Here is a 23,083-nt window from a genome sequence, read left to right on the forward strand (position 1 = left end):
TTTTTGAACGATTCAAAACAATGCCCTTTCCGCTGTCACGGAATTATAAGTAGTAGCAGATTTAGGTTTTGATCGTATGTTTTCATGATATAAGCTTGCGAAATTTCGCTAACTGCGATTTTCTTCTGCAAAGAAAGTATAAGTTTTGCTTTAAACAAATAATATTTGGCAAAACTTATCAAAAATTAGATTCTCTTCAAAAGTTCTTCACCTGCAGCTTCTGTATTCAGGATTTTATCAGCTGGCGTGGAAGCATCCTTAATATCATGTGTTCTGTAACCATCTTTTAACAGTTTGTCAACTGCGGCAATAATTACTTCTGATTCTTCTTTCAGGCCGAATGAAATATCCAGTAATAAAGCAACAGAAAGTACTGAGGCCAATGGATTAGCAACTCCTTTTCCGGTAATATCATGTGCAGAACCATGGATTGGCTCATATACGCCTGTGCCATCGCCAATAGAGGCAGAAGCAAGCATACCCATTGAACCGGCAATCTGACTCGCTTCGTCAGTAAGGATATCACCAAAAAGGTTCGCTGTAACGACTACGTCAAAACGACGAGGATCCTTAATCAGCATCATGGCAGCAGAATCTACAAACATGTGTTCTACTTCAATATCAGGATATTCAGGAGCTAATTTTTGAACAACTTCTCTCCACAATCTGCTTGTTTCAAGTACGTTAGCTTTGTCTACCGAGCAAAGTTTTTTTCTGCGTGTTCCAGCTGCTTCAAATGCCTTACGTGCAATACGTTCTACTTCATACCGGCTGTATTCTGCAATATCATAAGCCGTATCGCCGTCATTTTTGCGCCCTTTTTCTCCGAAATAAATATCTCCTGTTAATTCACGGAAGAAAAGAATATCAGAACCTTTTAATATTTCAGGTTTAATAGAAGAAGCACCAAGCAATTCATCAAATAATTTGATCGGGCGTAAATTGGCATACAAACCAAGTTCTTTACGCATTTTCAGCAATCCTTGTTCAGGACGCACTTTTGCACTTGGATCGTTGTCATATTTTGGGTGGCCTACTGCTCCGAAAAGAACAGCATCAGAAGCCTTCATTTTTGCCAGTGTTTCGTCCGGAAGAGGATTTCCGGTAGCTTCAATAGCAACGTGACCAATTAATGCTTCGTCATAAGTAAATTCATGACCGAATTTCTGTGCAATTTTCTCTAAAACTTTTTTACCAACTTCAGTAACTTCCTGTCCGATACCGTCACCAGGAACTATTAAGATATTTTTTTTCATTAAAATTAATTGATAACCAGTAAATTATATTGTTTTTAACTTAGCTTAAAGTAATGGGAGATCTTCACCGATTATTTCAAACCTCCTGTATACGGCATCCTGCAATAAAATACTTTCTTCAAAATCGTTTTCCGATTTTCCGTCTACATAGTTTAAAATGATCTCAATAGAGTCAACAATGTCTTGAGTGTAAACATTATCATCCCGGGTCATATCAGCTGTACAAGATTTGAGAATACATACTTATGAATTGACGGCTTGACGGCTTTATATTCAACAAGATCTATTTTTCTCTTGCAAAGTGATTGAAGTACATCTTCAAGGCGAAGTATATCAAACATGGTCATACCATTGGCCTCAATCAATAAATCAATATCAATTTGATCTGTTTCTTCGTTACGGGCATATGAGCCAAAAACAGCTGCTCTCACAATGTTCTTTTGCAGTAAATATTGTTTTAAATCCTGATATAGCTGTTGTTTGTCCATTCTCCCTGTTTTTGTTTTTAATGCTTAACAAAGATACCTCACAATGCATTAACCATAGGTAATTCGGGAGTCAATTCCTTTGCAGGTATACCTATCAGATTCAGCATTTTCTGAGTCGCCATAATAGCAGAAACCGTTTGATCCGAATCCAATCCTCTGGTTTTCATATCTTTCCCATTTATTTCCCAGGTAATGATCGTTTCGCAAAGCGCATCGGTTTTACCACCCGGTGGAATCCGTACGGTATAATCTGTCAGCATCGGCAAACTGATACCTTTGATACAATAGATCTTTTTAAGTGCATTCATAAAAGCATCATATTGTCCGTCTCCCTGGGCACTTTCCTCAAAAATTTCTTCGCCAAATCTTATCTGTAACGTGGCCGAAGGTTTAAGATTTTTAGAATGCGTCAATACGTAATTAACAATGACAACCTTTTCTTCAATCGCATTACTATCCAGAACATCTGAAATAATGTAAGGGAGGTCGTCAGGAGTTACTGCTTCCTTGCGGTCGCCCAATTCAATAATTCTCTGGGTAACTTTTTTCAGATCGGCATCAGCCAGTGTGATACCCAGGTCGCGCAGATTATTCTCAATATTGGCTTTACCAGAAGTTTTTCCGAGTGCGTAAGATCTTAACCTGCCAAAGCGTTCCGGCATTAACCTGCTGAAATACAGATTGTTTTTCTTATCTCCATCTGCATGGATACCCGCTGTTTGGGTAAATACACTTTCCCCAACAATTGGTTTATTGGAAGGAATCCGGATACCGGAAAATGTCTCTACCAGCTTACTGATAGTGTACAGCGATTTTTCATTGACAGAAGTTTCATATTCAGGCATGAAATCGTTCAGAACGGCTATGGTACTGGCCAAAGGTGCATTTCCGGTTCTTTCACCCATTCCGTTTACAGTCAGGTGAAGCCCGTGTGCGCCAGCTCTGAGTGCTTCCATTACATTGGCAACACTCAGGTCATAATCGTTATGTGCATGGAACTCGAAGTGATGATGAGGGTAACGGTCTACTATCGACTTTACAAATTCATAGGATTCTGCAGGTGTTAAAATTCCTAGTGTATCAGGAAGCAGAATCCTTTTGATTGGCATTGTGGTCAGAAAATCAAGCGCGTCAAAAACATAATCTTTTGAATTCCGCATGCCGTTACTCCAGTCTTCCAGATATACATTGCATGCTATACCGGAAGATTGTGCCAATTCTATGACATTCCTGATGTCTTCGAAATGCTCAAAGGGGGTCTTTTTTAACTGATGAGTCAGGTGATTTAGTGATCCCTTAGTCAGCAAATTCATTACTTTGGCACCCGTTTGAAGCATCCAGTTAATAGAAGCTTCGCCATCAACAAAGGTCAGTACTTCAATTTTGTCCAGGAAACCGTTAGCTTTTGCCCAATCTGTAATTTTCTTAACAGCCTGAAATTCACCTTCCGACACACGTGCAGAGGCGACTTCAATGCGATCTACTTTCACTTCCTGCAAGAGAAGCTGGGCAATGGTTAATTTTTCAGATGCGGAAAATGACACACCGCTGGTTTGCTCACCATCGCGAAGCGTCGTATCCATTATTTCAATATATCTCCTGTTCATAGGGCGGTCAGCCATCGGCTATCAGCTTTCTGCTTCCTGCCATCGGCTTTCGGCAAAAACCGAGAATCGATGGCTGATTGCCGAAAGCCGACAGCCCAAAGCCCTTTAATAAATTCTTGCTGCTTCAAATTCCTTAATTTCACTTTTCATCGCCTGCAAATAATCAATATCATCAAACCCATTGATCATATTGTGTTTTTTGTAGCCGTTGATATAAAAAGTTTCTTTTTCTCCCGTAGCAACTATCGTGATCGTTTCTTCAGGAAGATTTATTTCCAGTTCTGCTTTTGGATCTGCTTCAATTGCCTGGAAAATCTTATCAAGGAATTCTTCGCTAACCTGAACAGGTAAAATACCAATGTTCAGTGAATTACCTTTAAAAATGTCAGCAAAGAAACTGGAAACCACGCAACGGAAACCATAATCATAAATAGCCCAAGCAGCATGTTCCCGGCTTGATCCGCTTCCAAAGTTGCGGCCACCAATAAGGATTTTGCCTGAATAAATCGGATTATTCAGAACGAAATCCTCTTTTGGCGTATCATCGCCATTGTAACGCCAGTCGCGAAATAAATTGTCACCAAATGCTTCCCGCTTGGTAGCTTTAAGAAAACGTGCAGGGATAATCTGATCTGTATCAACGTTTTCTATCGGCAAAGGAACTGCCGTACTTTTTAATATTGTGAATTTATCGTAAGCCATTTTTTTGCTAAATAATGTTTAGTGGTAGGTGACACAGAGAACCACGGAGTTAAGGAGAGGAACACAGAGGTTTATTTAATAGAAATTTAAATTCATTAAATATCTTCGTGATTCTGAACATTTTCCGCTTTTTTGGTCTATGAAACTACATATATTGTTCTTTTATTTAAGAAATCTTTTAATGCCATTTTTTAGTAAAAGCACATTGAAATTTATTAATAAACCTGCTTCTATTTCTGCAAGTTTCATGTAGGTTAAAATTTGAGCAGTATGAACTGGACTAATTATTTCAACACTTTTCAATTCAACAATAACTTGATTCTCAACAACAAAATCCATTCGGTATCCATATTCCAGACGTATTTCTTTATAATGAACAGGAATTGGTTTTTGTCGTTCAAAGAATAAACCTGCCCGGGATAATTCATAAGCAAGACATTCCTCATATGCAGATTCAAGTAATCCAGGACCTAATTCTTTATGTACTTCAATACAACATCCAATGATCTCTCCCGTAATATCATTTATCACCATAATTCAGCTGTGGTTATATATAATATTATAGACCACAAACTGATATTTGGTCACACAGCTAAGGTTAGAAATATTTAAACAACCTCTGTGGTTCTCCTTTTATCTCTGTGAACCTCTGTGTAACCTTACTCATTTACATCAAGTCCCGAGGATCTGTAACTACACCAGTAACCGCTGCGGCAGCAGCCACCAATGGACTAGCCAACAAAGTTCTAGCTCCCGGGCCCTGACGGCCTTCGAAGTTACGGTTTGAAGTACTTACAGCATATTTACCGGCAGGAATTTTATCATCGTTCATAGCAAGGCAAGCAGAACAACCAGGCTGACGAAGTTCGAAACCGGCTTCGGTCAGAATATCCAGAATTCCTTCTGCTTTAATCTGAGCTTCAACAATATGAGAACCAGGAACTACCCATGCAGTAACATTATCCGCTTTTTTACGTCCTTTTACAATAGAGGCAAATGCACGGAAATCTTCAATACGGCCATTGGTACAGCTGCCAATAAAAACGTAATCAATTTTCTTGCCCAGCATGGATTCATTTTCATGGAAACCCATGTAATTCAATGACTTATCATAAGTTGCTTTTCCGCCTTCCGTTTCCTCAGCAGTAGGGATATTAAGTGAAATTCCCTGACCCATTCCCGGATTGGTTCCGTAAGTGATCATTGGCTCAATATCAGCCGCATCAAAAGTATATTCTTTGTCAAAAACAGCATCTTCATCTGTTTTCAATGTTTTCCAGTATGCCAGTGCTTTTGCCCATTTCTCACCTTTTGGGGCTTGCTCACGGCCGTTGATATAATCAAAAGTAGTTTGGTCAGGGGCGATCATTCCACCACGTGCACCCATTTCGATACTCATGTTACAAACCGTCATACGGCCTTCCATGCTCATGTTGCGGAATACATCACCAGCATATTCCACAAAATAGCCGGTTGCACCAGCTGTTGTCAGTTTTGAAATTACATATAGCGTAACATCTTTTGGAGTAACTGCTTTACCCAGAACACCATTTACGTTTACACGCATTTTCTTTGGTTTTGGCTGCATGATACATTGCGAAGAAAGTACCATTTCAACCTCAGAAGTGCCAATCCCAAAGGCAATTGCACCAAAAGCACCGTGTGTGGAAGTATGAGAATCACCACAAACGATCGTCATGCCGGGAAGCGTAATGCCATTTTCAGGTCCCACAACATGGACAATCCCGTTTCTTGCATTGCCCAGTCCCCAGTGCGAAATACCGTATTTAGCAGAGTTAGATTCCAAAGCGTCCAGCTGTTTGGCCGAAAGCGGATCCTGTACCGGAAGATGCTGATTAATCGTGGGTGTGTTATGATCAGCCGTTGCGAAAGTACGTTCGGGATAAATAACACCAATATTCCTGCTTTCAAGCCCCAGAAAAGCTATAGGACTGGTTACTTCGTGTATAAAATGACGGTCAATAAAAAACACATCCGGACCATCCTCAATCTTGCGCACAACGTGTGAATCCCACACCTTGTCAAATAACGTACTTGCTTGATTACTCATAATTTACAATATATAATTTCGTCATTTCTTCAATTTTCTGCTTTGAAAAAAGTTACAAGAGTAACTACAATTCTTCAAAGGAGAAATGAGGATACAAATTACTATAAAATATTGGGAATAAGTATAACGTTAAACGTTCAAAAAGTAGTGATTTTGGTTTGAAGGTAAGGTTTGGGCGGGAAATGGTATTTGGGAAATATTGGAAATGAAATAATAAACAAAGTTTTACAAACAGACAGATTTTGAGAAATGCTACTTTTTCAAAAAGTAAATGCCAATTATGATGACTGGAATACAAGCTAATGAAATCCAAAATTTTTGAGAGTTTGAAATCCGGTTACCAGAGAGAGTTAATAAAACTTCCACAGCCACAGCTAGTGGCAGAGTAGCTAGTGGAAAACCAACCAATAATCCAAGCGCCCAATTATCGCTATTATTTAATGAGGAATTAAACAGAATAATCACAACAATCGCAACGCAAAAAATATAAATTCTTAACGGAGTCCAATATGTCTTTCTATCTTATTTTATGTCTTTTTTTCTAAATGCAGCTAAAATCAAGATGCATAACAAAAGGATTGCTGTAATAAATAAAATAGCGAAATACATCATTGCCTTAAGGAGGAGTCTGTCTTTATTCTTAGACGATAAATGCCGATTTGGTAACAATCAATTGACTTTCTCAAACAATCTGTTATCCTTGCCGCTTCGGCTTCACCCCAAACTTTTCCTTGTAAGTTTCAATAAAATGAGAAGCACTCTCGTACCCAAATATCAAAAACAATCTTAGGTCTTAGTAATCGACTAGTAATGCCCCTTCAAAGAATAAATAAAAATCGTATCCTTATCCACTTCATAAACTAATCGATGTTCTTGATTTATTCTCCGTGACCAAAATCCCGAAAGCTCATGTTTAAGTGGTTCAGGCTTACCAAGTCCATCATAAGGCGTTTGATTAATGGATTGAATTAGTTGAAGTATCTTTTTCAAAATTGGCTTATTGCCAGTTTTTACCCATGAATCGAATTGTTCTTTCGCCTTAGGAGTATAAATTATTTGCATAAACCTTCCAGCTCTTCAAGAGTCATTGCAATTCCTTTTCCTTCTTTTAAATCCTGTTTCCCCTTCTTTATCATAGCAACGAATTCAGGATCGTAAGGTTTTGTATTAGTTTCGAATGAAATTTTTAAAGCTTTTGCTACCGCTTTCAAAGCCTCTAACTTTTCCTGACTATTTGAACGAAATATCAGCGTTTCCATAATGTCATATTTTATGATATGTAAAGTTAATTTTTTATTCCCTTATTATCACAATCCTTCACCCCTGCCTCTTAGGCGTCACCCCAAACTTTTCCTTATAAGTCTTGATAAAATGAGAGATGCTTTCATAACCAATTTCGGTGCTGATTTCTGTTACATTCTTGGTACTGTTTCTTAGAAGGAAATCGGCGTAATCGAGTCGTTTGTTTTTGAGCCAGAATGCAGGAGAGGTATTAAAGTCATCCTGAAAATCCCGTTTAAATGCAGAAAGGCTGCGGCCGGATAATCGGGCAAGTTCGTTTAATGTAAGCGGTTTGAGGTAATAACTGTTCATCAGAAATGACAGATCCACTTTCTCGCCTTTATAGAGGCTATACAAAATAGCTCGGAGTTGCCTGGAAGAATCGAGTTCGAGTAAATGCAGTAATAATTCCTGGAATTTGAGGCGTAAAAAATGGTTTTTTAGCTCTGTACGTGAACGAAAGTAGGGAAAAACAGATTGAATAAACTTTTCGAAATTATCATCTGCTTTTAATAAAAGTATCGGGTTTTCAAGAATAGTTGTAGTTTCTTCAATTTGAAAAAGCTCAGGATGTAAGCCTACAAATTCTTTCAGTAATTTTTCATCAAAGAAAAAAACAAGGCTTTTGTAAGATTCATTAATCGATTCAGACATCAAATAAAAACCTCTCTGAACAAACAGAATATCACCTTTTTTAACATGCACTTCCTGGGTGGGGCTGGTAAATTTTTTGTCTCCTTCCAGCACCACAATAACAGCATGTTCTTCAAAAAAAACATCATATTTGGAAGGATAAACTTCATTGCGGTAAGCAACAAAAGTCATATCCTGAATCTTCAGGGATTCAAATTCCTGTGAGCTAATATCAGAAGGAACGCGCAGCATGTTAAAACTTATTGCGGTCTAAATTACTTTTTAGTAACAAGCTGATTTAAATTAAGGTAATAGCTTAGAGTTATCCGAGGTTTGTTGAAAAAAGGAGCATCAGATAAAATCGTACCCAGATTTGCAAAATGGGATACTTCAATATTAAATTTTCTATATAATCCAATTCCGGCATGAGGCCCAAGAATAGAACTTCTCCATGTATTGAATGGAAATGCGAAATCTATCCCTACAAATGGTCTGATGTTTCCGGATCCAAAATAAGTCCCAGAACCAAATTCCAGAGTTTTTAATGTATGTTTTTTAGTATCATAACCATAATTCGTATAAATGTCCTTATCGGATACACTTGGAATGAATGATAAATTAATTTTGAAATAGCGGTTATGAAATCTTCTTGGAAGGTTTGCTCTTATTCCAAAACCATATGTTAGTCTATTTTTTAATAGTATGCCTGGTTCTTCCCAACCTTCTATTCCTCCATTAAAATTAAAGTCAATGGTAAAATCATGTTCGTCCTGAGGGTGGTTGATTTGTTTTTGCCCGCCAAAAAATTCATTATAATTTTCAATATATTTTCTTAGATCTTTTTGGCTGTAACCAGGTATTTTGGTATCAATCGGTTGAACGTCGGAAAGAAGAGCCGGAAGTTGTTTTTTGTAATCATCATATAGTAGAAGATATTTCTTTTCACGGATAAGACGATAAAAGGGATAGTAAATTAGCTCAGTCAGAATGCTATCTTTTTCTATATAAAAATGAGTTGCAGATGTGCTGTTTATATATTCCAAAAGAGAAGCTTTAGGCCCGGAAGTTACCTCCCGCAAAAATATAACAGCCGAATCTTTACTTTGTAAAGAAGGAGGGATAGTATATATTTCACTTAAATCGATATTTAAAACAGCGATTTTTTTGCTTTTATAACGCGCATTTACTGAGGTTATATAAAATTCTTTGATTTCCTTAGAGCTGATTTTTCGTATATCACTGGTTTTATTGCTACTAAAGTCTATATAAACAGGACTTTCATCCCATCCTTCATATCTGATAAGACCTTGTAAAGTATCTCCTTTAAGGGAAACAGTATAGCCATCAAGAAATTTTCCCTGACTAAATACACTTGTTGAGAATACGAAGAAAATGAAAATTACGGCGCCAAGGAAGCGCGCCAGGCAAGACGACCTTGTAGAAATTGAAATCATAAAAATTGAGAAGAGGGATAAAAATATAAATGTAACCAAAGTATCCCTGATTGGGTAATTATCAGACCATAAACTGAAACAAATCCGGCTGGTCATTCAGGTATTCGTATACAATCCGGCCTTCGTCCATGCGGCTAATCAACGGAGCAAAATCTTCACGATTTTTTAACTCAATTCCTACTAAAGCAGGGCCTTGTTCACGGTTGGTTTTTTTGACATATTCGAATCTGGCAATGTCGTCATTGGGTCCAAGTACATTCAGAAATTCACGGAATGCACCAGAACGTTGTGGAAAACGAATGATGAAGTAATGTTTCAGTCCTTCGTAAAGCAGGGAACGTTCTTTGATTTCCTCTGTTCGGGTGATGTCATTATTGCCACCGCTAATCAGCGCGACTACGTTTTTACCTTTGATCTCTTCTTTTACAAAATCCAGTGCTGCAACCGTAAGTGCTCCCGCAGGTTCCGCCACAATAGCTTCTTCGTTGTAAAGCTGCAAGATTGTCGAGCAGACTTTTCCTTCGGGAATAAGCAATACTTTATCCAGGCTTTTACTACATATTTCAAATGTAATATCACCAGCGCGTCGAACAGCTGCGCCATCTACAAATTTATCAATGTGATCGAGGGTTACAACATGGCCTTCTCTGATTGAATCATGCATGGTAGGCGAACCTTCTGGTTCTACACCAATTAGATGGGTTTTTGGAGATAATTGTTTGAAAACAGTAGAAATGCCAGAAGCCAGCCCACCGCCTCCAATTGCCATGAATAAATAATCAATCTTAAAGTCGGCATCTTTGAAAATTTCCAGACCGACCGTTCCCTGGCCTTCAATTACCTGAAAGTCGTCAAACGGATGTACGAAAGTGGCATTGTTTGTCTTTTGATATATGAGAGAAGCGTGATATGCATCGTCATAAGTATCGCCAACCAAAAGGACGTCCACCCATTCTTTCCCAAAAAGCCTGACCTGTTTCACTTTTTGAGCAGGCGTCGTGGTTGGCATAAAAATGGCCCCTTTCACTTCCATTTTTCTGCACGCATAAGCAACGCCCTGGGCATGGTTCCCTGCACTTGCGCAAACAACGCCGCCAGCCAAAGCTTCCGCACTTAAGCTTGCCATTTTGTTAAAAGCACCTCTGATTTTGTAAGAGCGAACCGTTTGCAGATCTTCTCTTTTCAGATAAATATTTGCTTCGTACTGTTCCGATAAATGTACATTGTAAAGAAGAGGAGTATGGTTAATAATGCCACGAAGACGTTCGGCGGCAAGAAATATATTGTCGAGAGTGGGAGACATGATATTTTGATTCGTTCCTAGGCTGCAATCTGAACTTTTGCGTTCGTTGCACTTGAAAGTAAGTCAGCTAATTGCTGAGATAATTCTTTTTTTAAAGAATAATATTGGTTTACAATAAGATCTTCGGATTTCGCTTCTAAGTGCTTTCTGATGATACTTTCCACACGACGTATTTTTTCTAAAGTATGGAAAATTTCTATTTCAAGTTCATCATGGATCTCCATAATCAGAATTTTATTTGAATAAATCCTTTTCTCTTATTTTTTCTGTTGGTTGTGAAAAAATAAAACCAATGTAAATAATCAAACCTGGTCAATTCAAAATTTTCATGATCCTCTGGAAAGACTTTCGCATAATACAAATCTACGTATTCCTGTCTCTCTTTGAAAGAAGATAGCAGAATCTCTTTCGAGCTTAAATGTTTGTAACTCAGGAAAACCACAATATCGATATCTTTCGAATCAGTCTTTTGTGTTACAAAGCTACCATTGATCCAAACTGTGAACTCGTCGTTCAGAATTATTTTTAATTCTTCTACCTGAAGAAAAAAATTGTTTAGAAGTGATCTTCTGATCGAGTTATATCCAAAAGTTAGACTTAATTCAGCTGCTGAAAGGGTAATTATTCCGTAAGGGAAAAGATTACCGTTATTATCAAACTCCATAATATAAAAAAATATCCCTGAAATTTTCAAATCAGGGATAATAATAAAATCTAAGTTTGCTTTAACTAGCTGTTCTCAGGACGTAATCCACGTACAGTCGAACCTGCCTGCCACATTTCTGATTCACGAAGTTCGGCTAGTTCAACTTCCAGTTTCACACGGTAGTCAGGTTGTGAGTTACGAGTGATTGAAATTTTCGCTTGTTCGCCGCTTTTTACAGAATTGTAAAGTTGTTCAAAAACAGGTTTTGTAGCATCACGGAATGGTTTCCACCAATCCAATGCACCACGTTGTGCTGTTGTAGAGCAGTTTGCGTACATCCAGTCCATTCCGTTTTCAGCAACCAATGGCATCAATGACTGAGTCAGTTCTTCAACTGTTTCATTGAAAGCTTCTGATGGAGAGTGGCCATTTGAACGTAACACTTCGTATTGTGCTGCGAATATACCCTGGATAGCGCCCATCAAAGTTCCACGTTCCCCTGTAAGGTCAGATGTTACTTCACGGTAAAAATCAGTTTCGAACAAATATCCTGAACCAACACCAATACCCATTGCGATACATTTTTCGCGTGCTTTGCCAGTTGCATCCTGGAATACAGCAAAAGATGAGTTCAAGCCTTTTCCTTCTACAAACAAACGACGAAGTGAAGTTCCTGATCCTTTTGGAGCCACAAGATATACATCCACGTCAGCAGGAGGAACGATACCAGTCTGATCTTTATATGTGATACCGAAACCGTGTGAGAAATACAGCGATTTTCCGGCAGTCAGGTTAGCTTTAACAGTAGGCCAAAGTTCAATTTGAGCTGCGTCAGAAAGAAGGTAACAAATGATTGTTCCTTTTGCCAATGCTTCTTCAAGTTCAAAAAGTGTTTCGCCGGGAACCCATCCATCAGCAATGGCTTTGTCCCATGATTTACCACCTTTACGCTGACCAACGATTACATTAAAACCGTTATCACGCATGTTTAAGCTTTGGCCAGGGCCTTGTACGCCGTAACCTATTACAGCGATAGTTTCAGTAGAAAGTACTTCACGTGCTTTTTCAAGAGGGAATTCTTCACGGGTAACTACTTCTTCTTCGACCCCGCCGAAATTTAATTTTGCCATTGATTATTGATTGGATTATTGAATACTGGAAAATAAAAAGCAATACTACTAAAAATTATTTCTTTACTGGTAATATTCCCATTCCGCTTCCGGAAGGTAATCTACTAGTGTTTGAGGTGATTTGCTTACTGCAACACGCCCCGAGCGTACAAATTCAAGGATTTCATGCGGTTTGATATAATCGAAAAATTCGAAAATTTCTTCCTCAGTACCTGTTTTCTGGATAATAACATAAGTTAGATGCCAGTAAACAACCCAGGCTTTATAAACTTTATTGATAGTTTCAATATCAAGCGGTTTGGCTCCGATCGGCGTAGAAATCTTAAACATTGCTATTTCATTGTAAGCAATGTCTTCATTCAGATAACCAAATACGGCCAGCACTTCAATTACCTTCCGTATCTGGCGCACCAGTTTTTCTACCGCTTCGCGCGATTCATGATGAATGACGATTGTAAACCGGGAAATACCCTTACGTTCTGTTTCCGAAACCGTAAGACTATCGATATTGATACGACGACGCGTCAGAATGGTTGTAATCTTATTCAGAATACCAATCGTATTTTCTGTAAAGACACAAATGGTGTATGTTGTCATGATTTTATTAATTTCTTTTGAAAAATGTAAGTGAATATAAAAAGCTCAATTACATTATTCCAGCCTGATATCTGCTACGCAAGCGCCTGTCGGAACCATTGGGAAAACGTTTTCTTCTTTTTCTACCAACACTTCCAATAAATAAGGTTTGTCGGAAGCCAGCATTTTATCGAGCGAATCGTTCAGATCTTCCCTTGCACCGCAAGTATGTCCATCAATTCCAAAACCTTTTGCAATCGTAATGAAATCAGGATTTTGCAGCTCAACAAACGAATATCGTTTGGCATGAAAAAGCTGCTGCCACTGACGGACCATTCCAAGGAAATTATTATTCAGGATAATGATTTTAACCGGCAATCCGCTTTGTGCAATTGTTCCTAATTCCTGAATGGTCATTTGAAAACAACCATCGCCGATTATTGCCACTACTTCGCGGTCAGGAGCTCCTACTTTTGCTCCGAATGACGCTGGCAATGCAAACCCCATTGTTCCCAATCCACCGGAAGTAATAAATGAATTCGGTTTTTTGAACTGATAATAACGAGCGGTCATCATCTGGTGCTGGCCAACATCAGCTACAATGACAGCCTCTCCTTTGGTTTTATTTGAGAGCGTACGGATTACCTCGGCCATTTTAATTTTCTCCGTTGTAGGAGCAAGTTCCGGCTGCGTTATTTTTTCATCTTCAATCACATCGAACTTTTTGAATTCTGCTCTCCACGTTTCGTGGTTATTTTCATTCAAAAGTGGCAAAAGCATTTCCAGTGCGATCTTAGCATCTCCAACAACGGGTGCTTCTGTCTTTACAATTTTATCAATTTCAGAAGGATCAATTTCAATATGAACAACTTTTGCTTGTTTGGCATATCTGCTCAGATCACCAGTAACGCGGTCATCAAAACGCATTCCTACTGCTATAATTACATCACATTGGTTGGTAAGAACATTAGTTCCGTAATTTCCATGCATACCAAGCCAGCCTACGTAATTCGGATGATCTACCGAAACAGAGGAAAGCCCTAATAACGTTGAAGCAGCTGGTATATCTGTTTTTTCAATAAATTTTATAAGTTCCTGCTCTGCATTAGCAATCTGAACGCCGTGTCCGAAAAATAAAAACGGGCGCTTTGCTTCGTTAATCAATTTTGCAGCTGCCGCAACCTGATGCTCTTTCGGAGCCAGGCGGGGATGATAACTAATCAGTTTTTCGCATTTTTTGTGTGAAAATGGTTTAGTCATTAATTTCTGCTGTGCATCTTTGGTAATATCAATCAATACCGGTCCCGGACGGCCTGATTTCGCTATATAAAATGCTTTGGCAATAATCTCAGGAATTTCATCTGAATTGGTGATCTGGTAGTTCCATTTTGTGATCGGAATAGTAATTCCCATTACATCCGTTTCCTGGAACGCATCTGTGCCCAGCAAATGCGAAGCAACCTGTCCAACTACACAAACCATCGGTGTGGAATCGATGATTGCATCAGCAATACCGGTAACCAGGTTCGTTGCACCGGGGCCGGATGTAACCAAACACACGCCAACTTCGCCAGTGATTCTTGCAAATCCTTCGGCAGCATGTGCAGCACCCTGTTCGTGGCGAACAAGTATGTGGTTGACTTCCTCCTGATAATCATATATAGCATCATATACAGGCATAATAGCACCACCCGGATAACCAAAAATTGTTTTGACACCTTCGGCAATTAATGACTGGATTAATGCATGCGAACCATTAATAAGCTCTGGTTTTGAAACCGAAACCGGCTGCTCAGCGATTGCGATTGTCTGTGTTTGGTTTTCATTAAATTCCATGACTTTCTATTATTTAGTCGGATGAATTTTCAAATCCTTATATCACTATGTATCGCTTGCGGCAATACTTTTTCTTCTATTTTACGCTTCGTCCGTCACACAGCCTTCACTGGCTGATTTTACCGTACGGATATATCTTCCTAACATTCCTTTTGTGAAACGAGGCTCAGGCTGAACCCACGCTGCTTTACGCGCCGCCATTTCCTCATCAGAAATATGTAAAATCAATTGACGTGTATTTGCATCAATAGTAATCCTGTCACCATCTTTAACCAGGGCAATTGGCCCGCCGTCAAATGCTTCGGGTGTAATATGCCCAACTACAAATCCGTGTGTACCGCCAGAAAAACGCCCATCTGTGATCAAAGCAATTTTATCTCCAAGTCCGGCTCCCATTACTGCCGATGTAGGTTTCAGCATTTCCGACATTCCGGGGCCGCCTTTTGGACCCGAATTACGGATTACAACAACCTGTCCTGCTTTAATCTCTCCCTGAGAAAGCATGGTGATAATTTCTGATTCGTGCTCGCAAATCTTCGCTTCCCCGTCAAACGTCAATCCTTCTTTACCCGTAATTTTCGCAACAGAACCAGTTGGTGCCAGATTACCGTATAGAATCTGAATATGTCCTGAAGACTTAATCGGGTTTTCCAGCGGGAAAATTATTTTTTGTGTTTCAAAATCAAGATCCGGTGCTTCGGCTAAATCTTCTGCCAGGGTTTTTCCTGTAACCGTAGGGCAATCACCATGGATCAGCCCTTTTGAATACAAGTATTTCATTACTGCAGGAACACCGCCAATTTCAAGGATGTCTTCCATGAAGTATTTACCACTTGGTTTAAGATCCGCGATAAAAGGAACTTTGTTGGAAATTTCCTGAATATCATCCAATGTCAAAGGAACATCTGCTGCACGGGCAATGGCCAGAAAGTGCAAGGCTGCGTTTGTAGAACCGCCTAACGCCATTACAAGTGTTAATGCATTTTCAAGAGACTTTTTGGTAATGATATCTTTGGGTGTAATATTCAGTTCCAGCAAATTTTTCATTGCCGCACCTATTTTTTTGCATTCTTCCTGTTTTCCTGTGTGTGTTGCAGGATAGGAACTGCTGAATGGCAAACTCAATCCCATAGCTTCAATAGAAGCCGCCATTGTATTGGCTGTATACATACCGCCGCAAGCACCCTGGCCAGGAATAGAATTTTGTATAACACCCTTAAAATCTTCGTCTGAAATATTATTGGCAAACTTTTTACCCAAAGCTTCAAAAGCTGAAACGATATCCAGTTTTTGTCCTTTATAATGTCCTGAACGGATGGTTCCGCCATAGACCATAATAGCAGGACGGTCCAGGCGAGCCATTGCCATCACTGCACCAGGCATATTTTTATCACAACCTACAACAGCAATTACTCCATCGTACCATTGTGCAGAAACTACTGTTTCAATAGAATCAGCAATAATATCGCGGCTCGGCAGTGAATAACGCATTCCGTCATTTCCGTTGGTCATACCGTCGGAAACGCCGATTGTGTTGAAGATCAGGCCAACCATATCATTGGCTGTAATTCCTTGCTTTACGTAAACAGATAATCCGTTTAAGTGCATATTGCAAGGATTTCCCTCATAACCTGTACTGGCAATTCCGATCTGCGGTTTTGCCATATCTTCTTCTTTTAATCCAATACCATAAAGCATTGCCTGTGCGGCCGGATTGGTTACTTCCTGTGTAAGGGTTTTTGAAAATCTGTTAAGTTCTGTCGCCATTGGTGAATATATTGTAAAAGAAAACACCTCACTCATTTTGGTGAGTGAGGTGCCGGTTATAGCCTATACCATCTCACTCACGACCGGGTCGTGACCAAAAGTAGGATTGGAATGAGTATAGACTTTTTCATTTGAATCAGATAAAAACGTAAAATTTAGATTTAGCGAAATTTCGCTAATTGCTTTAATTTGTTACAAATTAGAAGTCTATCTTTTTATTTTCCAAATATTAAAGTAATTATTTGTTAAAATTCTTTGATAAGTACCAAATCTACATTGGTAAAAGTATGGTAATCAGAAATTAACTACTTTTGAAAATAAATTCTGAATATATGCTAACTACTGAATCATCATCACTTTACAATAATCTTGACCACATGAGTGTTCAGGAAATTCTAAATTCTATTAATCAGGAAGATCAGACCGTTCCTTCTTCTGTACAAAAATCGATTCCTCAGATTGAAGCATTGGTAGAGCAAATTGTACCTCGTATGAAAAGGGGAGGCAGGTTATTTTATATTGGTGCCGGCACCAGTGGAAGGCTTGGAGTTGTAGATGCATCCGAATGTCCCCCCACTTTTGGTGTTCCTTTTGATCTTGTTGTTGGAATTATTGCGGGCGGAGATACAGCAATCCGAAAGGCAGTAGAAAATGCAGAGGACGACTGGAATCAGGCATGGATTGATTTGTTGCCATACAAGCCCACAGAAAATGATACATTAATTGGCATTGCAGCTTCGGGCAGGACACCATATGTGATTGGTGGTTTGAACAAAGCGAAAGAAGCAGGTTTACTAACCGGATGTGTAGTTTGTAATGATGGTTCGCCAGTTGCAAAAGCCGCAGAATTTCCCGTTGAAGTAGTGGTAGGGCCGGAGTTTTTAACAGGAAGTACGCGAATGAAATCGGGAACGGCTCAAAAACTGGTATTAAATATGATTTCCACCTCAGTGATGATCCGGCTTGGAAAAGTAAAAGGTAATAAAATGGTGGATATGCAGATGACCAACGAAAAACTGGTAAATCGTGCCATTCACATGATTATTGATGAATTAGGTGTTTCACCAGATGAGGCAGAGTCGCTGCTTGAAGAGCACGGAAGTGTGCGTGGAGCAATTGAAGCGGTGAAAAAGTAACATTTTAACCATTAAGAAGTTAAGATTCATTAAGTTGTATATATTCTTTCTTAATTTCTTAATGGTTAGAACTATTATTATATATTAAATATCTGAATAGTCAGTCGGGGAGAGAAGCATTTGTACGTTTTTGGAAACGTTGTTCTGATATTCCGGATTCACTTTCAGTTTATTCCATTCTGAATCCTCAGTAAACGATTTCCAGTGTGCATCACGATCTGCTTTACTTTCAAAAGTTGTCATATACATTAAATTCGGCATGTGGCTTCCTGCTACAACTTCAGCATAAAATACCGCATTGAATCCCAGACGTTCAAATAGCGGAACTTCACCACCCATATTAAACATCTTTACTTTATTCCGGTAAATTTTTTCAGTATGCCCTTCATAGCTGCGCAGTTCGTATATACGTTCACTTTTCGGACCGGTTAATTTCGGCATCTTCATCATTGGTGCTTCTGTAAAAGCTTGCAAAACAATGGATTCAAACCGAGAGTATGGCGGGTTTTTATATTCTGCATCAATGTAATCTTTCCCTGCGCTTGCATAAGCAGCATCTTTTTCCAATAGTTTTGGAAGAGTCAATAACTCATCCATAGATTTCAAAGGTGTAAATACATAAATAAGTTTGCCGTAGGAAGCAGTATCCAATGCTGCTGGTTTAAAAACGCCAACTGTTTTTATTCCGGCTTTATGTAAGGCTGGGAGATATGCGTTTTTGAGGAAATTCTCTACGCGCGTTTCCTGATCTTTATCTTTTACGTGGTAAATTTTTATTTCGTAAAATTCTCTTTTCTGCGGCGCTGCTGTCTGAGGTGCTGCAAATGAACTTACAACGGTTGTAAATAAAAGTAAAACAGCTAAAACGTAATGTTTATTAGAATTGCTCATTTTGATAAGGTTACCTGATTTTACTATTAAATATTGTCGAATGATTGTCTTATCAAAGGAGAACCGGATACAACTTTACCCGGTTATTTTAATTAATAAATTAGTTTTTATCATTTGATCCGGTTGTATTTTAAAATTTAGGACAAGAGAGCTGTCTTTTGCTGCTTTTGGTACGCTTGGCTTTTGGTGTCAGCGGCTCAAAAACATAGGATAAAGAAATTTCATGGGCACCACCGCTACCTGCTCCCAGGGTAGAAATGGTTAGATCATAGCTATATCCGATAGAAAATTTATCCTGACGAAATCCTGCCAGAAATACCAGTGATTCGTGGTTATTAATGTTTTGTGCGTATTTCTTGAATGGGATACCACGATACCATGCACCTAATACCAAAGGTTCAAGGGTTACATACAGCCCTGCATCAAACTGGTCGTACTTTCCTTGTTTTTTGTACATGATAGCAGGTGAAATCGTTTTTTCTTTATCTATTTCATTGCCTAAAAAAGTATAACCTGCAAATGGAATCCTTAATCCCGCCTGCAAACTTGCTTTTACCGGAAGACGTGCATCAGTAAGAGAAGAGAAAGCCTGATTGGGTCTGTTAAGATGGTGTGCCGCAACTCCTGCCCAGTACCAATCCGAATAAAGCATTGCTCCACCTGAAAAGTCGGCATAAAAAACATTCGGGGCGCCCTGTGCAAAAGGGTCAGCAGATGGCTGTCCGGGAATTAGTCCGCCGTTATCATACTGGTCGCCAAATGTCAGCCCAAAATAATCGAGTGTACGGGAAGAAAATCCTCCCTGTATGCCCAGCCGTAAAGAAGTTACTTCGTTCAACCCGATTTGATAGGAATATTGCAGAGCGACGTCTGTTGCTTTAAGATTTCCCAATCCCTGGCTATCAGTAGTCACCAATATGCCTATACCACTATTATAATTTGGCAGGAAAACATCAGCCCCAAAACTGGTGGTTACAAAATTAGCAGAAAGCGCCGGCCACTGATTCCGGTAATTGACCGTAGCCCTTGGAGCCAGTGCACCACCTGCCAATGCAGGGTTGAGATACAGAGGATTAGCGTAAAATTGCGAAAATTGTGGATCCTGACTCCAACCTTTATGCCAGAGCAGTGTCAATATCAAAAGGGAAAGTATACGCTTGATCATAAATATTATACATTACTTTGCTTTTCACAGCAGTAACTGAAAGCTGAGATAAAAAATTATAAAAATATATTTAACAAATTGTCTTCAAATTGCGTATTAATATTCAAATTAGGACGGTTTTTATGACATTACCGCATAAAATTTTACCATTTTATTTTCGTTAGAATTGTCGGGTAACGAAAATATTCAAAATGATTGGTTGGGGTGTTTGATCTAGTAACGAAACATGAGTCGATTTTATAATACAATATCGCAACAATTTTATTGTTTTTTCCTCCTTATGCTGCTTTCAACAGCATACGCAAACGCACAGTTTGTAGTGAAGGGACAATGCATGCAGAACCCGGATTGTGATGCGGATTCAACATCATTTAGCGATACGCTTAAAACCTCCATTGCGTGGCGATGGGATTTTGGCGAAGCCGGTGCGACTGACAACCGTCGCAATGCCCAGCATTCCTACATGTCTCCCGGAACTTACAATGTTACACTGGTCCGTACACTTACAGGCGGAAGTACGGAGACCTTGGTACAGGCGGTTACAATTGGAGAGCTTCCCCTGCATTTCAGAAATGGTTTACCGATACTACAATTTGTCCGGGAACAACCTTAAAACTGGATCCGTATCCGGATGGTGCTCCGGCAGGGGCCACGTATGTGTGGTATCCAAAAGGCGATACCACACAGGTTTTAGAAGTTGATAGTTCGGGTTGTTATTCTGTTGAGGTTATTATTAACGGATGCAAGATTCAGGATCGGGTCAATGTGAAAATATGTATGGAACCTGCTGCTCAGGAAGGGTCGAAGTGGTTTTTTGGTGGAAATGCAGGCCTCGATTTTTCAAATACCCCTCCAAGCCCGATAACGGACGGAAAAGTAAATACGCCTGAGGGTACTTCTTCGATCGCCAATTCAAAAGGCCAGCTTCTCTTCTATTCTGATGGTATCAAGATATGGAATAAGGACGGCGAGGAGATGACTTGTTTTGGGCTTACAAAATGTGAGCCGCTTTTAGGAAGCCCCAACTCAACGCAATCCGTACTGATTGTGCCTCAGCCGACTTGTAAGGGGTGTGAATATTTGTTTAACGTATTTACTACATCAGATATCAACGGTGCAAAATTGCTTACGGTTAGTGTGGTGGACATGAGAAGAAATAATGGTAAAGGAGCTATTATTGAACAAAATACTACCTTACAGCAGCCAACTACGGAGCAGATTGTATCATCCCGCAATGATAAGGATAGTACTTACTGGGTTATTTCTCATGGGTATGGAAATAATACTTTTCATATCTATCATGCCACAGATGGCGGATTAACTGAGTCAGGAACATATAATCTGGGAATGGCCATTGATACTACAACAGAAGCGCAGGGATATATGAAATTTTCTGCTGCGGATAGTACTGGTCAGAGACAATTGGCTGTAATCATCCCGGGGCCACCAAAAAATTATGTAGAACTTTATAGCTTCAATGATTCAACGGGTGTCCTTTCCTATAAGAAAACGATTGATCTTGGGCCAGCTCCACCCACCGCTTATGGTATTGAATTCTCTCCAACCGGAGAAAAGATGTATGTTTCATTTCAGGGATCTGGTGGTACAAAGTCCTTGCTGAAACAATACGATTTGACATTTCCTGACAGTCTTCTGACCGAAACTGCAATTACTATTGACAGCTCATCCACACAGAAATACGGTGCGCTCCAGATTGCGACAGACGGGAAAATTTACATGGCCATTCAGGGAAGTGAATATCTGGCTGTTATAGGTGAGCCGGAAGGTGATGCACTGACTAGTGTGGAATATAAAAGGGATGGCGTAAACCTGGGAGGTAAAAACAGTCAGCTTGGACTTCCGAATATGGTTCAGGATTTCACCCAGGAATCTTCCGGGCCTGGATTTGAGGCCGAAGGTTTTTGCACCAATGAGCCGACTACCTTTGAGGCCAGCCCGATTTGCGATCCGATTAAAGATACTTATTCATGGGATTTTCTGGGTAACGGAACATTTACTGCTCCTTCCAAAGAACAGAAAGCCACTTACACCTATACCGAACCAGGAACTTACCTGGTTGGATTAAGAGCTTCCAATCAGTGTAAGGACACATTGATTATTCAGGAAGTAATTATTTATCCGACTCCTGATCCAATCAATCTTGGGCCTGATAAAGATACCTGCGGTGCTTACGTTCCGTTGGATATGAATGTAGTTGCAGAAGGTTATGCCTGGTTTAATCGCGGAAGGATTGTTGGCCGCCAAAAAACGTACAATGCAATTGCAACTGGTGACTATATCGGTGTCGCTTATAACGGCCCGTTAAGAGAATGTTTTATGGCTGATACCATCAAAATATCTTTAAGAAAACCACCGGGAATTACAATTGGGCCAGATACTACTTTATGCCGGGACAGTTCTATTGTTCTGAACGTGCGGAGTGAAGTATGGATAGAGTTTAACTGGAGCACAGGAGAAAATACAAGAGATATTACAGTAAGCCAGCCAGGAACATATATTGTTAACGTCAAGGATAGAAATGATTGCTTTAATTCCGATACCATTCAGGTTGGGGAGCGGCCTTCGCCAATACTAAACCTTGCTCCTGAATACATCATATGCATTCCCGATGGCGGCTCCACCATATTGGATGCAAACGGAGTTGGGGTGCTGCATTATGAATGGCCTCACTCCGGTGATACCACACGAACGGTTACAGTAAATCAGGAAGGTATTTACAGCGTTATTGCTACGAACGATGTAGGCTGTGTTACTGAGCAATCTACCAATGTTGTTGATAAATGCGAGCCACGCTTTTTCATTCCTGAGGCATTTTCTCCTGACGGTGAAGGGCACAACGAAAATTTAGAAGTTTTTGGAGCATATTACACCCGTTTCACTATGCGGATTTATAACCGTTGGGGAGAAGTAATTTATGCTACAACAGAAATAGAGGATCGTTGGGATGGTACTTATAAAGGATTAAAAGTACAACCTGGAGTTTATCCTTATGTGCTGTCTTATGAGGCTTTGTATTTCCCGGAAAGAGCTCCTGTTGTAAAACGCGGATCCGTCTTGGTGATTCGTTAAACGTTCGGTTTTGCCAATTAAAATGGTTATTTTTGAGTATCCGGCTATTGC

At 39.6% G+C, this 23,083-nt stretch carries 23 protein-coding genes; 3 read left to right on the plus strand and 20 right to left on the minus strand.

The window, feature by feature from the left end:
• Positions 1 to 185: 185 nt before the first annotated feature.
• The 18 genes from leuB to ilvD form a co-directional block, all read right to left on the minus strand.
• Complete coding sequence (gene leuB, locus KZC02_RS16300) at positions 186 to 1,256, minus strand: 3-isopropylmalate dehydrogenase (RefSeq protein WP_221389684.1); 1,071 nt, start codon at positions 1,254 to 1,256, stop codon at positions 186 to 188.
• Positions 1,257 to 1,301: 45 nt separating this feature from the next.
• Positions 1,302 to 1,469, minus strand: a complete 168-nt coding sequence (locus tag KZC02_RS16305; protein WP_221389685.1) for a DUF86 domain-containing protein — start codon at positions 1,467 to 1,469, stop codon at positions 1,302 to 1,304.
• Entirely contained in the window at positions 1,466 to 1,744 is a 279-nt protein-coding gene (locus tag KZC02_RS16310) for a nucleotidyltransferase family protein (protein WP_221389686.1), read from the minus strand. Before KZC02_RS16310 ends, KZC02_RS16305 begins: the two co-directional genes overlap by 4 nt.
• A 38-nt stretch (positions 1,745 to 1,782) precedes the next feature.
• Positions 1,783 to 3,351, minus strand: a complete 1,569-nt coding sequence (locus KZC02_RS16315) for an alpha-isopropylmalate synthase regulatory domain-containing protein (protein ID WP_221389687.1) — start codon at positions 3,349 to 3,351, stop codon at positions 1,783 to 1,785.
• Positions 3,352 to 3,456: 105 nt separating this feature from the next.
• Entirely contained in the window at positions 3,457 to 4,053 is a 597-nt protein-coding gene (gene leuD / locus KZC02_RS16320) for a 3-isopropylmalate dehydratase small subunit (protein ID WP_221389688.1), read from the minus strand.
• A 162-nt stretch (positions 4,054 to 4,215) separates the two neighbouring features.
• Positions 4,216 to 4,587, minus strand: a complete 372-nt coding sequence (locus KZC02_RS16325) for a GxxExxY protein (RefSeq protein ID WP_221389689.1) — start codon at positions 4,585 to 4,587, stop codon at positions 4,216 to 4,218.
• A gap of 133 nt (positions 4,588 to 4,720) precedes the next feature.
• Positions 4,721 to 6,124 (minus strand): 3-isopropylmalate dehydratase large subunit, encoded by a 1,404-nt coding sequence (gene leuC, locus KZC02_RS16330; RefSeq protein WP_221389690.1) that lies wholly within the window; start codon positions 6,122 to 6,124, stop codon positions 4,721 to 4,723.
• 804 nt (positions 6,125 to 6,928) lie between these two features.
• On the minus strand, positions 6,929 to 7,186 hold the full coding sequence (locus KZC02_RS16335; RefSeq protein WP_221389691.1) for a Txe/YoeB family addiction module toxin: 258 nt from the start codon (positions 7,184 to 7,186) through the stop codon (positions 6,929 to 6,931).
• Positions 7,177 to 7,383, minus strand: coding sequence for a DUF2683 family protein (locus KZC02_RS16340; RefSeq protein WP_221389692.1), 207 nt, complete (start codon positions 7,381 to 7,383; stop codon positions 7,177 to 7,179). Before KZC02_RS16340 ends, KZC02_RS16335 begins: the two co-directional genes overlap by 10 nt.
• 58 nt (positions 7,384 to 7,441) lie before the next feature.
• Positions 7,442 to 8,290 (minus strand): response regulator transcription factor, encoded by an 849-nt coding sequence (locus tag KZC02_RS16345; protein WP_221389693.1) that lies wholly within the window; start codon positions 8,288 to 8,290, stop codon positions 7,442 to 7,444.
• 23 nt (positions 8,291 to 8,313) lie between these two features.
• Positions 8,314 to 9,492, minus strand: coding sequence for a hypothetical protein (locus KZC02_RS16350; RefSeq protein WP_221389694.1), 1,179 nt, complete (start codon positions 9,490 to 9,492; stop codon positions 8,314 to 8,316).
• Between the two features lie 61 nt (positions 9,493 to 9,553).
• Positions 9,554 to 10,795, minus strand: coding sequence for a threonine ammonia-lyase (gene ilvA, locus KZC02_RS16355; protein WP_221389695.1), 1,242 nt, complete (start codon positions 10,793 to 10,795; stop codon positions 9,554 to 9,556).
• Between the two features lie 17 nt (positions 10,796 to 10,812).
• Positions 10,813 to 11,019: a hypothetical protein gene (locus KZC02_RS16360; RefSeq protein WP_221389696.1), complete on the minus strand. Its 207-nt coding sequence runs from the start codon at positions 11,017 to 11,019 to the stop codon at positions 10,813 to 10,815.
• Between the two features lie 2 nt (positions 11,020 to 11,021).
• Positions 11,022 to 11,459 carry a DUF6932 family protein gene (locus KZC02_RS16365; RefSeq protein WP_221389697.1) on the minus strand — a complete coding sequence of 146 codons (438 nt, stop codon included), beginning with the start codon at positions 11,457 to 11,459 and terminating at the stop codon, positions 11,022 to 11,024.
• Between the two features lie 65 nt (positions 11,460 to 11,524).
• On the minus strand, positions 11,525 to 12,571 hold the full coding sequence (gene ilvC / locus KZC02_RS16370) for a ketol-acid reductoisomerase (protein WP_221389698.1): 1,047 nt from the start codon (positions 12,569 to 12,571) through the stop codon (positions 11,525 to 11,527).
• 63 nt (positions 12,572 to 12,634) lie between these two features.
• The gene (ilvN, locus tag KZC02_RS16375) at positions 12,635 to 13,168 is read right to left on the minus strand and encodes an acetolactate synthase small subunit (RefSeq protein ID WP_221389699.1); all 534 of its coding nucleotides are present in this window, start codon (positions 13,166 to 13,168) and stop codon (positions 12,635 to 12,637) included.
• Between the two features lie 54 nt (positions 13,169 to 13,222).
• Positions 13,223 to 14,983: a biosynthetic-type acetolactate synthase large subunit gene (ilvB, locus tag KZC02_RS16380; RefSeq protein ID WP_221389700.1), complete on the minus strand. Its 1,761-nt coding sequence runs from the start codon at positions 14,981 to 14,983 to the stop codon at positions 13,223 to 13,225.
• An 81-nt stretch (positions 14,984 to 15,064) separates the two neighbouring features.
• Positions 15,065 to 16,750 carry a dihydroxy-acid dehydratase gene (ilvD, locus tag KZC02_RS16385; protein WP_221389701.1) on the minus strand — a complete coding sequence of 562 codons (1,686 nt, stop codon included), beginning with the start codon at positions 16,748 to 16,750 and terminating at the stop codon, positions 15,065 to 15,067.
• Positions 16,751 to 17,082: 332 nt separating this feature from the next.
• Here ilvD and murQ point away from each other — a divergent pair, with 332 nt between their 5' ends.
• Entirely contained in the window at positions 17,083 to 17,886 is an 804-nt protein-coding gene (gene murQ / locus KZC02_RS16390; protein WP_221389702.1) for an N-acetylmuramic acid 6-phosphate etherase, read from the plus strand.
• A gap of 84 nt (positions 17,887 to 17,970) precedes the next feature.
• Here the strand turns inward: murQ and KZC02_RS16395 are convergent, their stop codons facing one another.
• Both KZC02_RS16395 and KZC02_RS16400 read right to left on the minus strand, forming a co-directional pair.
• On the minus strand, positions 17,971 to 18,777 hold the full coding sequence (locus KZC02_RS16395; protein WP_221389703.1) for an NIPSNAP family protein: 807 nt from the start codon (positions 18,775 to 18,777) through the stop codon (positions 17,971 to 17,973).
• Positions 18,778 to 18,907: 130 nt separating this feature from the next.
• Positions 18,908 to 19,942 carry a type IX secretion system membrane protein PorP/SprF gene (locus KZC02_RS16400; RefSeq protein ID WP_221389704.1) on the minus strand — a complete coding sequence of 345 codons (1,035 nt, stop codon included), beginning with the start codon at positions 19,940 to 19,942 and terminating at the stop codon, positions 18,908 to 18,910.
• Between the two features lie 280 nt (positions 19,943 to 20,222).
• Here KZC02_RS16400 and KZC02_RS31885 point away from each other — a divergent pair, with 280 nt between their 5' ends.
• Positions 20,223 to 20,555: a PKD domain-containing protein gene (locus KZC02_RS31885; protein ID WP_229253632.1), complete on the plus strand. Its 333-nt coding sequence runs from the start codon at positions 20,223 to 20,225 to the stop codon at positions 20,553 to 20,555.
• A 44-nt stretch (positions 20,556 to 20,599) separates the two neighbouring features.
• Positions 20,600 to 23,032, plus strand: coding sequence for a gliding motility-associated C-terminal domain-containing protein (locus KZC02_RS16405; RefSeq protein ID WP_229253633.1), 2,433 nt, complete (start codon positions 20,600 to 20,602; stop codon positions 23,030 to 23,032).
• Positions 23,033 to 23,083 lie beyond the last annotated feature (51 nt).

Source organism: Dyadobacter sp. NIV53 (assembly GCF_019711195.1).
Classification (GTDB): domain Bacteria; phylum Bacteroidota; class Bacteroidia; order Cytophagales; family Spirosomataceae; genus Dyadobacter.

What these genes read in the sequence shown, in the direction of transcription:
- ilvA (WP_221389695.1), bottom strand. Translation starts at nt 10,795, where the DNA reads ATGTCTCCCACTCTCGACAATATATTTCTTGCCGCCGAACGTCTTCGT.
- KZC02_RS16310 (WP_221389686.1), bottom strand. Translation starts at nt 1,744, where the DNA reads ATGGACAAACAACAGCTATATCAGGATTTAAAACAATATTTACTGCAA.
- murQ (WP_221389702.1), top strand. Translation starts at nt 17,083, where the DNA reads ATGCTAACTACTGAATCATCATCACTTTACAATAATCTTGACCACATG.
- leuD (WP_221389688.1), bottom strand. Translation starts at nt 4,053, where the DNA reads ATGGCTTACGATAAATTCACAATATTAAAAAGTACGGCAGTTCCTTTG.
- KZC02_RS16350 (WP_221389694.1), bottom strand. Translation starts at nt 9,492, where the DNA reads ATGATTTCAATTTCTACAAGGTCGTCTTGCCTGGCGCGCTTCCTTGGC.
- KZC02_RS16360 (WP_221389696.1), bottom strand. Translation starts at nt 11,019, where the DNA reads ATGGAGATCCATGATGAACTTGAAATAGAAATTTTCCATACTTTAGAA.
- KZC02_RS16305 (WP_221389685.1), bottom strand. Translation starts at nt 1,469, where the DNA reads ATGACCCGGGATGATAATGTTTACACTCAAGACATTGTTGACTCTATT.
- KZC02_RS16400 (WP_221389704.1), bottom strand. Translation starts at nt 19,942, where the DNA reads ATGATCAAGCGTATACTTTCCCTTTTGATATTGACACTGCTCTGGCAT.
- KZC02_RS16395 (WP_221389703.1), bottom strand. Translation starts at nt 18,777, where the DNA reads ATGAGCAATTCTAATAAACATTACGTTTTAGCTGTTTTACTTTTATTT.
- KZC02_RS16365 (WP_221389697.1), bottom strand. Translation starts at nt 11,459, where the DNA reads ATGGAGTTTGATAATAACGGTAATCTTTTCCCTTACGGAATAATTACC.
- KZC02_RS16340 (WP_221389692.1), bottom strand. Translation starts at nt 7,383, where the DNA reads ATGGAAACGCTGATATTTCGTTCAAATAGTCAGGAAAAGTTAGAGGCT.
- leuB (WP_221389684.1), bottom strand. Translation starts at nt 1,256, where the DNA reads ATGAAAAAAAATATCTTAATAGTTCCTGGTGACGGTATCGGACAGGAA.
- KZC02_RS16345 (WP_221389693.1), bottom strand. Translation starts at nt 8,290, where the DNA reads ATGCTGCGCGTTCCTTCTGATATTAGCTCACAGGAATTTGAATCCCTG.
- ilvN (WP_221389699.1), bottom strand. Translation starts at nt 13,168, where the DNA reads ATGACAACATACACCATTTGTGTCTTTACAGAAAATACGATTGGTATT.
- ilvD (WP_221389701.1), bottom strand. Translation starts at nt 16,750, where the DNA reads ATGGCGACAGAACTTAACAGATTTTCAAAAACCCTTACACAGGAAGTA.
- KZC02_RS16325 (WP_221389689.1), bottom strand. Translation starts at nt 4,587, where the DNA reads ATGGTGATAAATGATATTACGGGAGAGATCATTGGATGTTGTATTGAA.
- ilvB (WP_221389700.1), bottom strand. Translation starts at nt 14,983, where the DNA reads ATGGAATTTAATGAAAACCAAACACAGACAATCGCAATCGCTGAGCAG.
- KZC02_RS16315 (WP_221389687.1), bottom strand. Translation starts at nt 3,351, where the DNA reads ATGAACAGGAGATATATTGAAATAATGGATACGACGCTTCGCGATGGT.
- leuC (WP_221389690.1), bottom strand. Translation starts at nt 6,124, where the DNA reads ATGAGTAATCAAGCAAGTACGTTATTTGACAAGGTGTGGGATTCACAC.
- ilvC (WP_221389698.1), bottom strand. Translation starts at nt 12,571, where the DNA reads ATGGCAAAATTAAATTTCGGCGGGGTCGAAGAAGAAGTAGTTACCCGT.
- KZC02_RS31885 (WP_229253632.1), top strand. Translation starts at nt 20,223, where the DNA reads ATGCTGCTTTCAACAGCATACGCAAACGCACAGTTTGTAGTGAAGGGA.
- KZC02_RS16335 (WP_221389691.1), bottom strand. Translation starts at nt 7,186, where the DNA reads ATGCAAATAATTTATACTCCTAAGGCGAAAGAACAATTCGATTCATGG.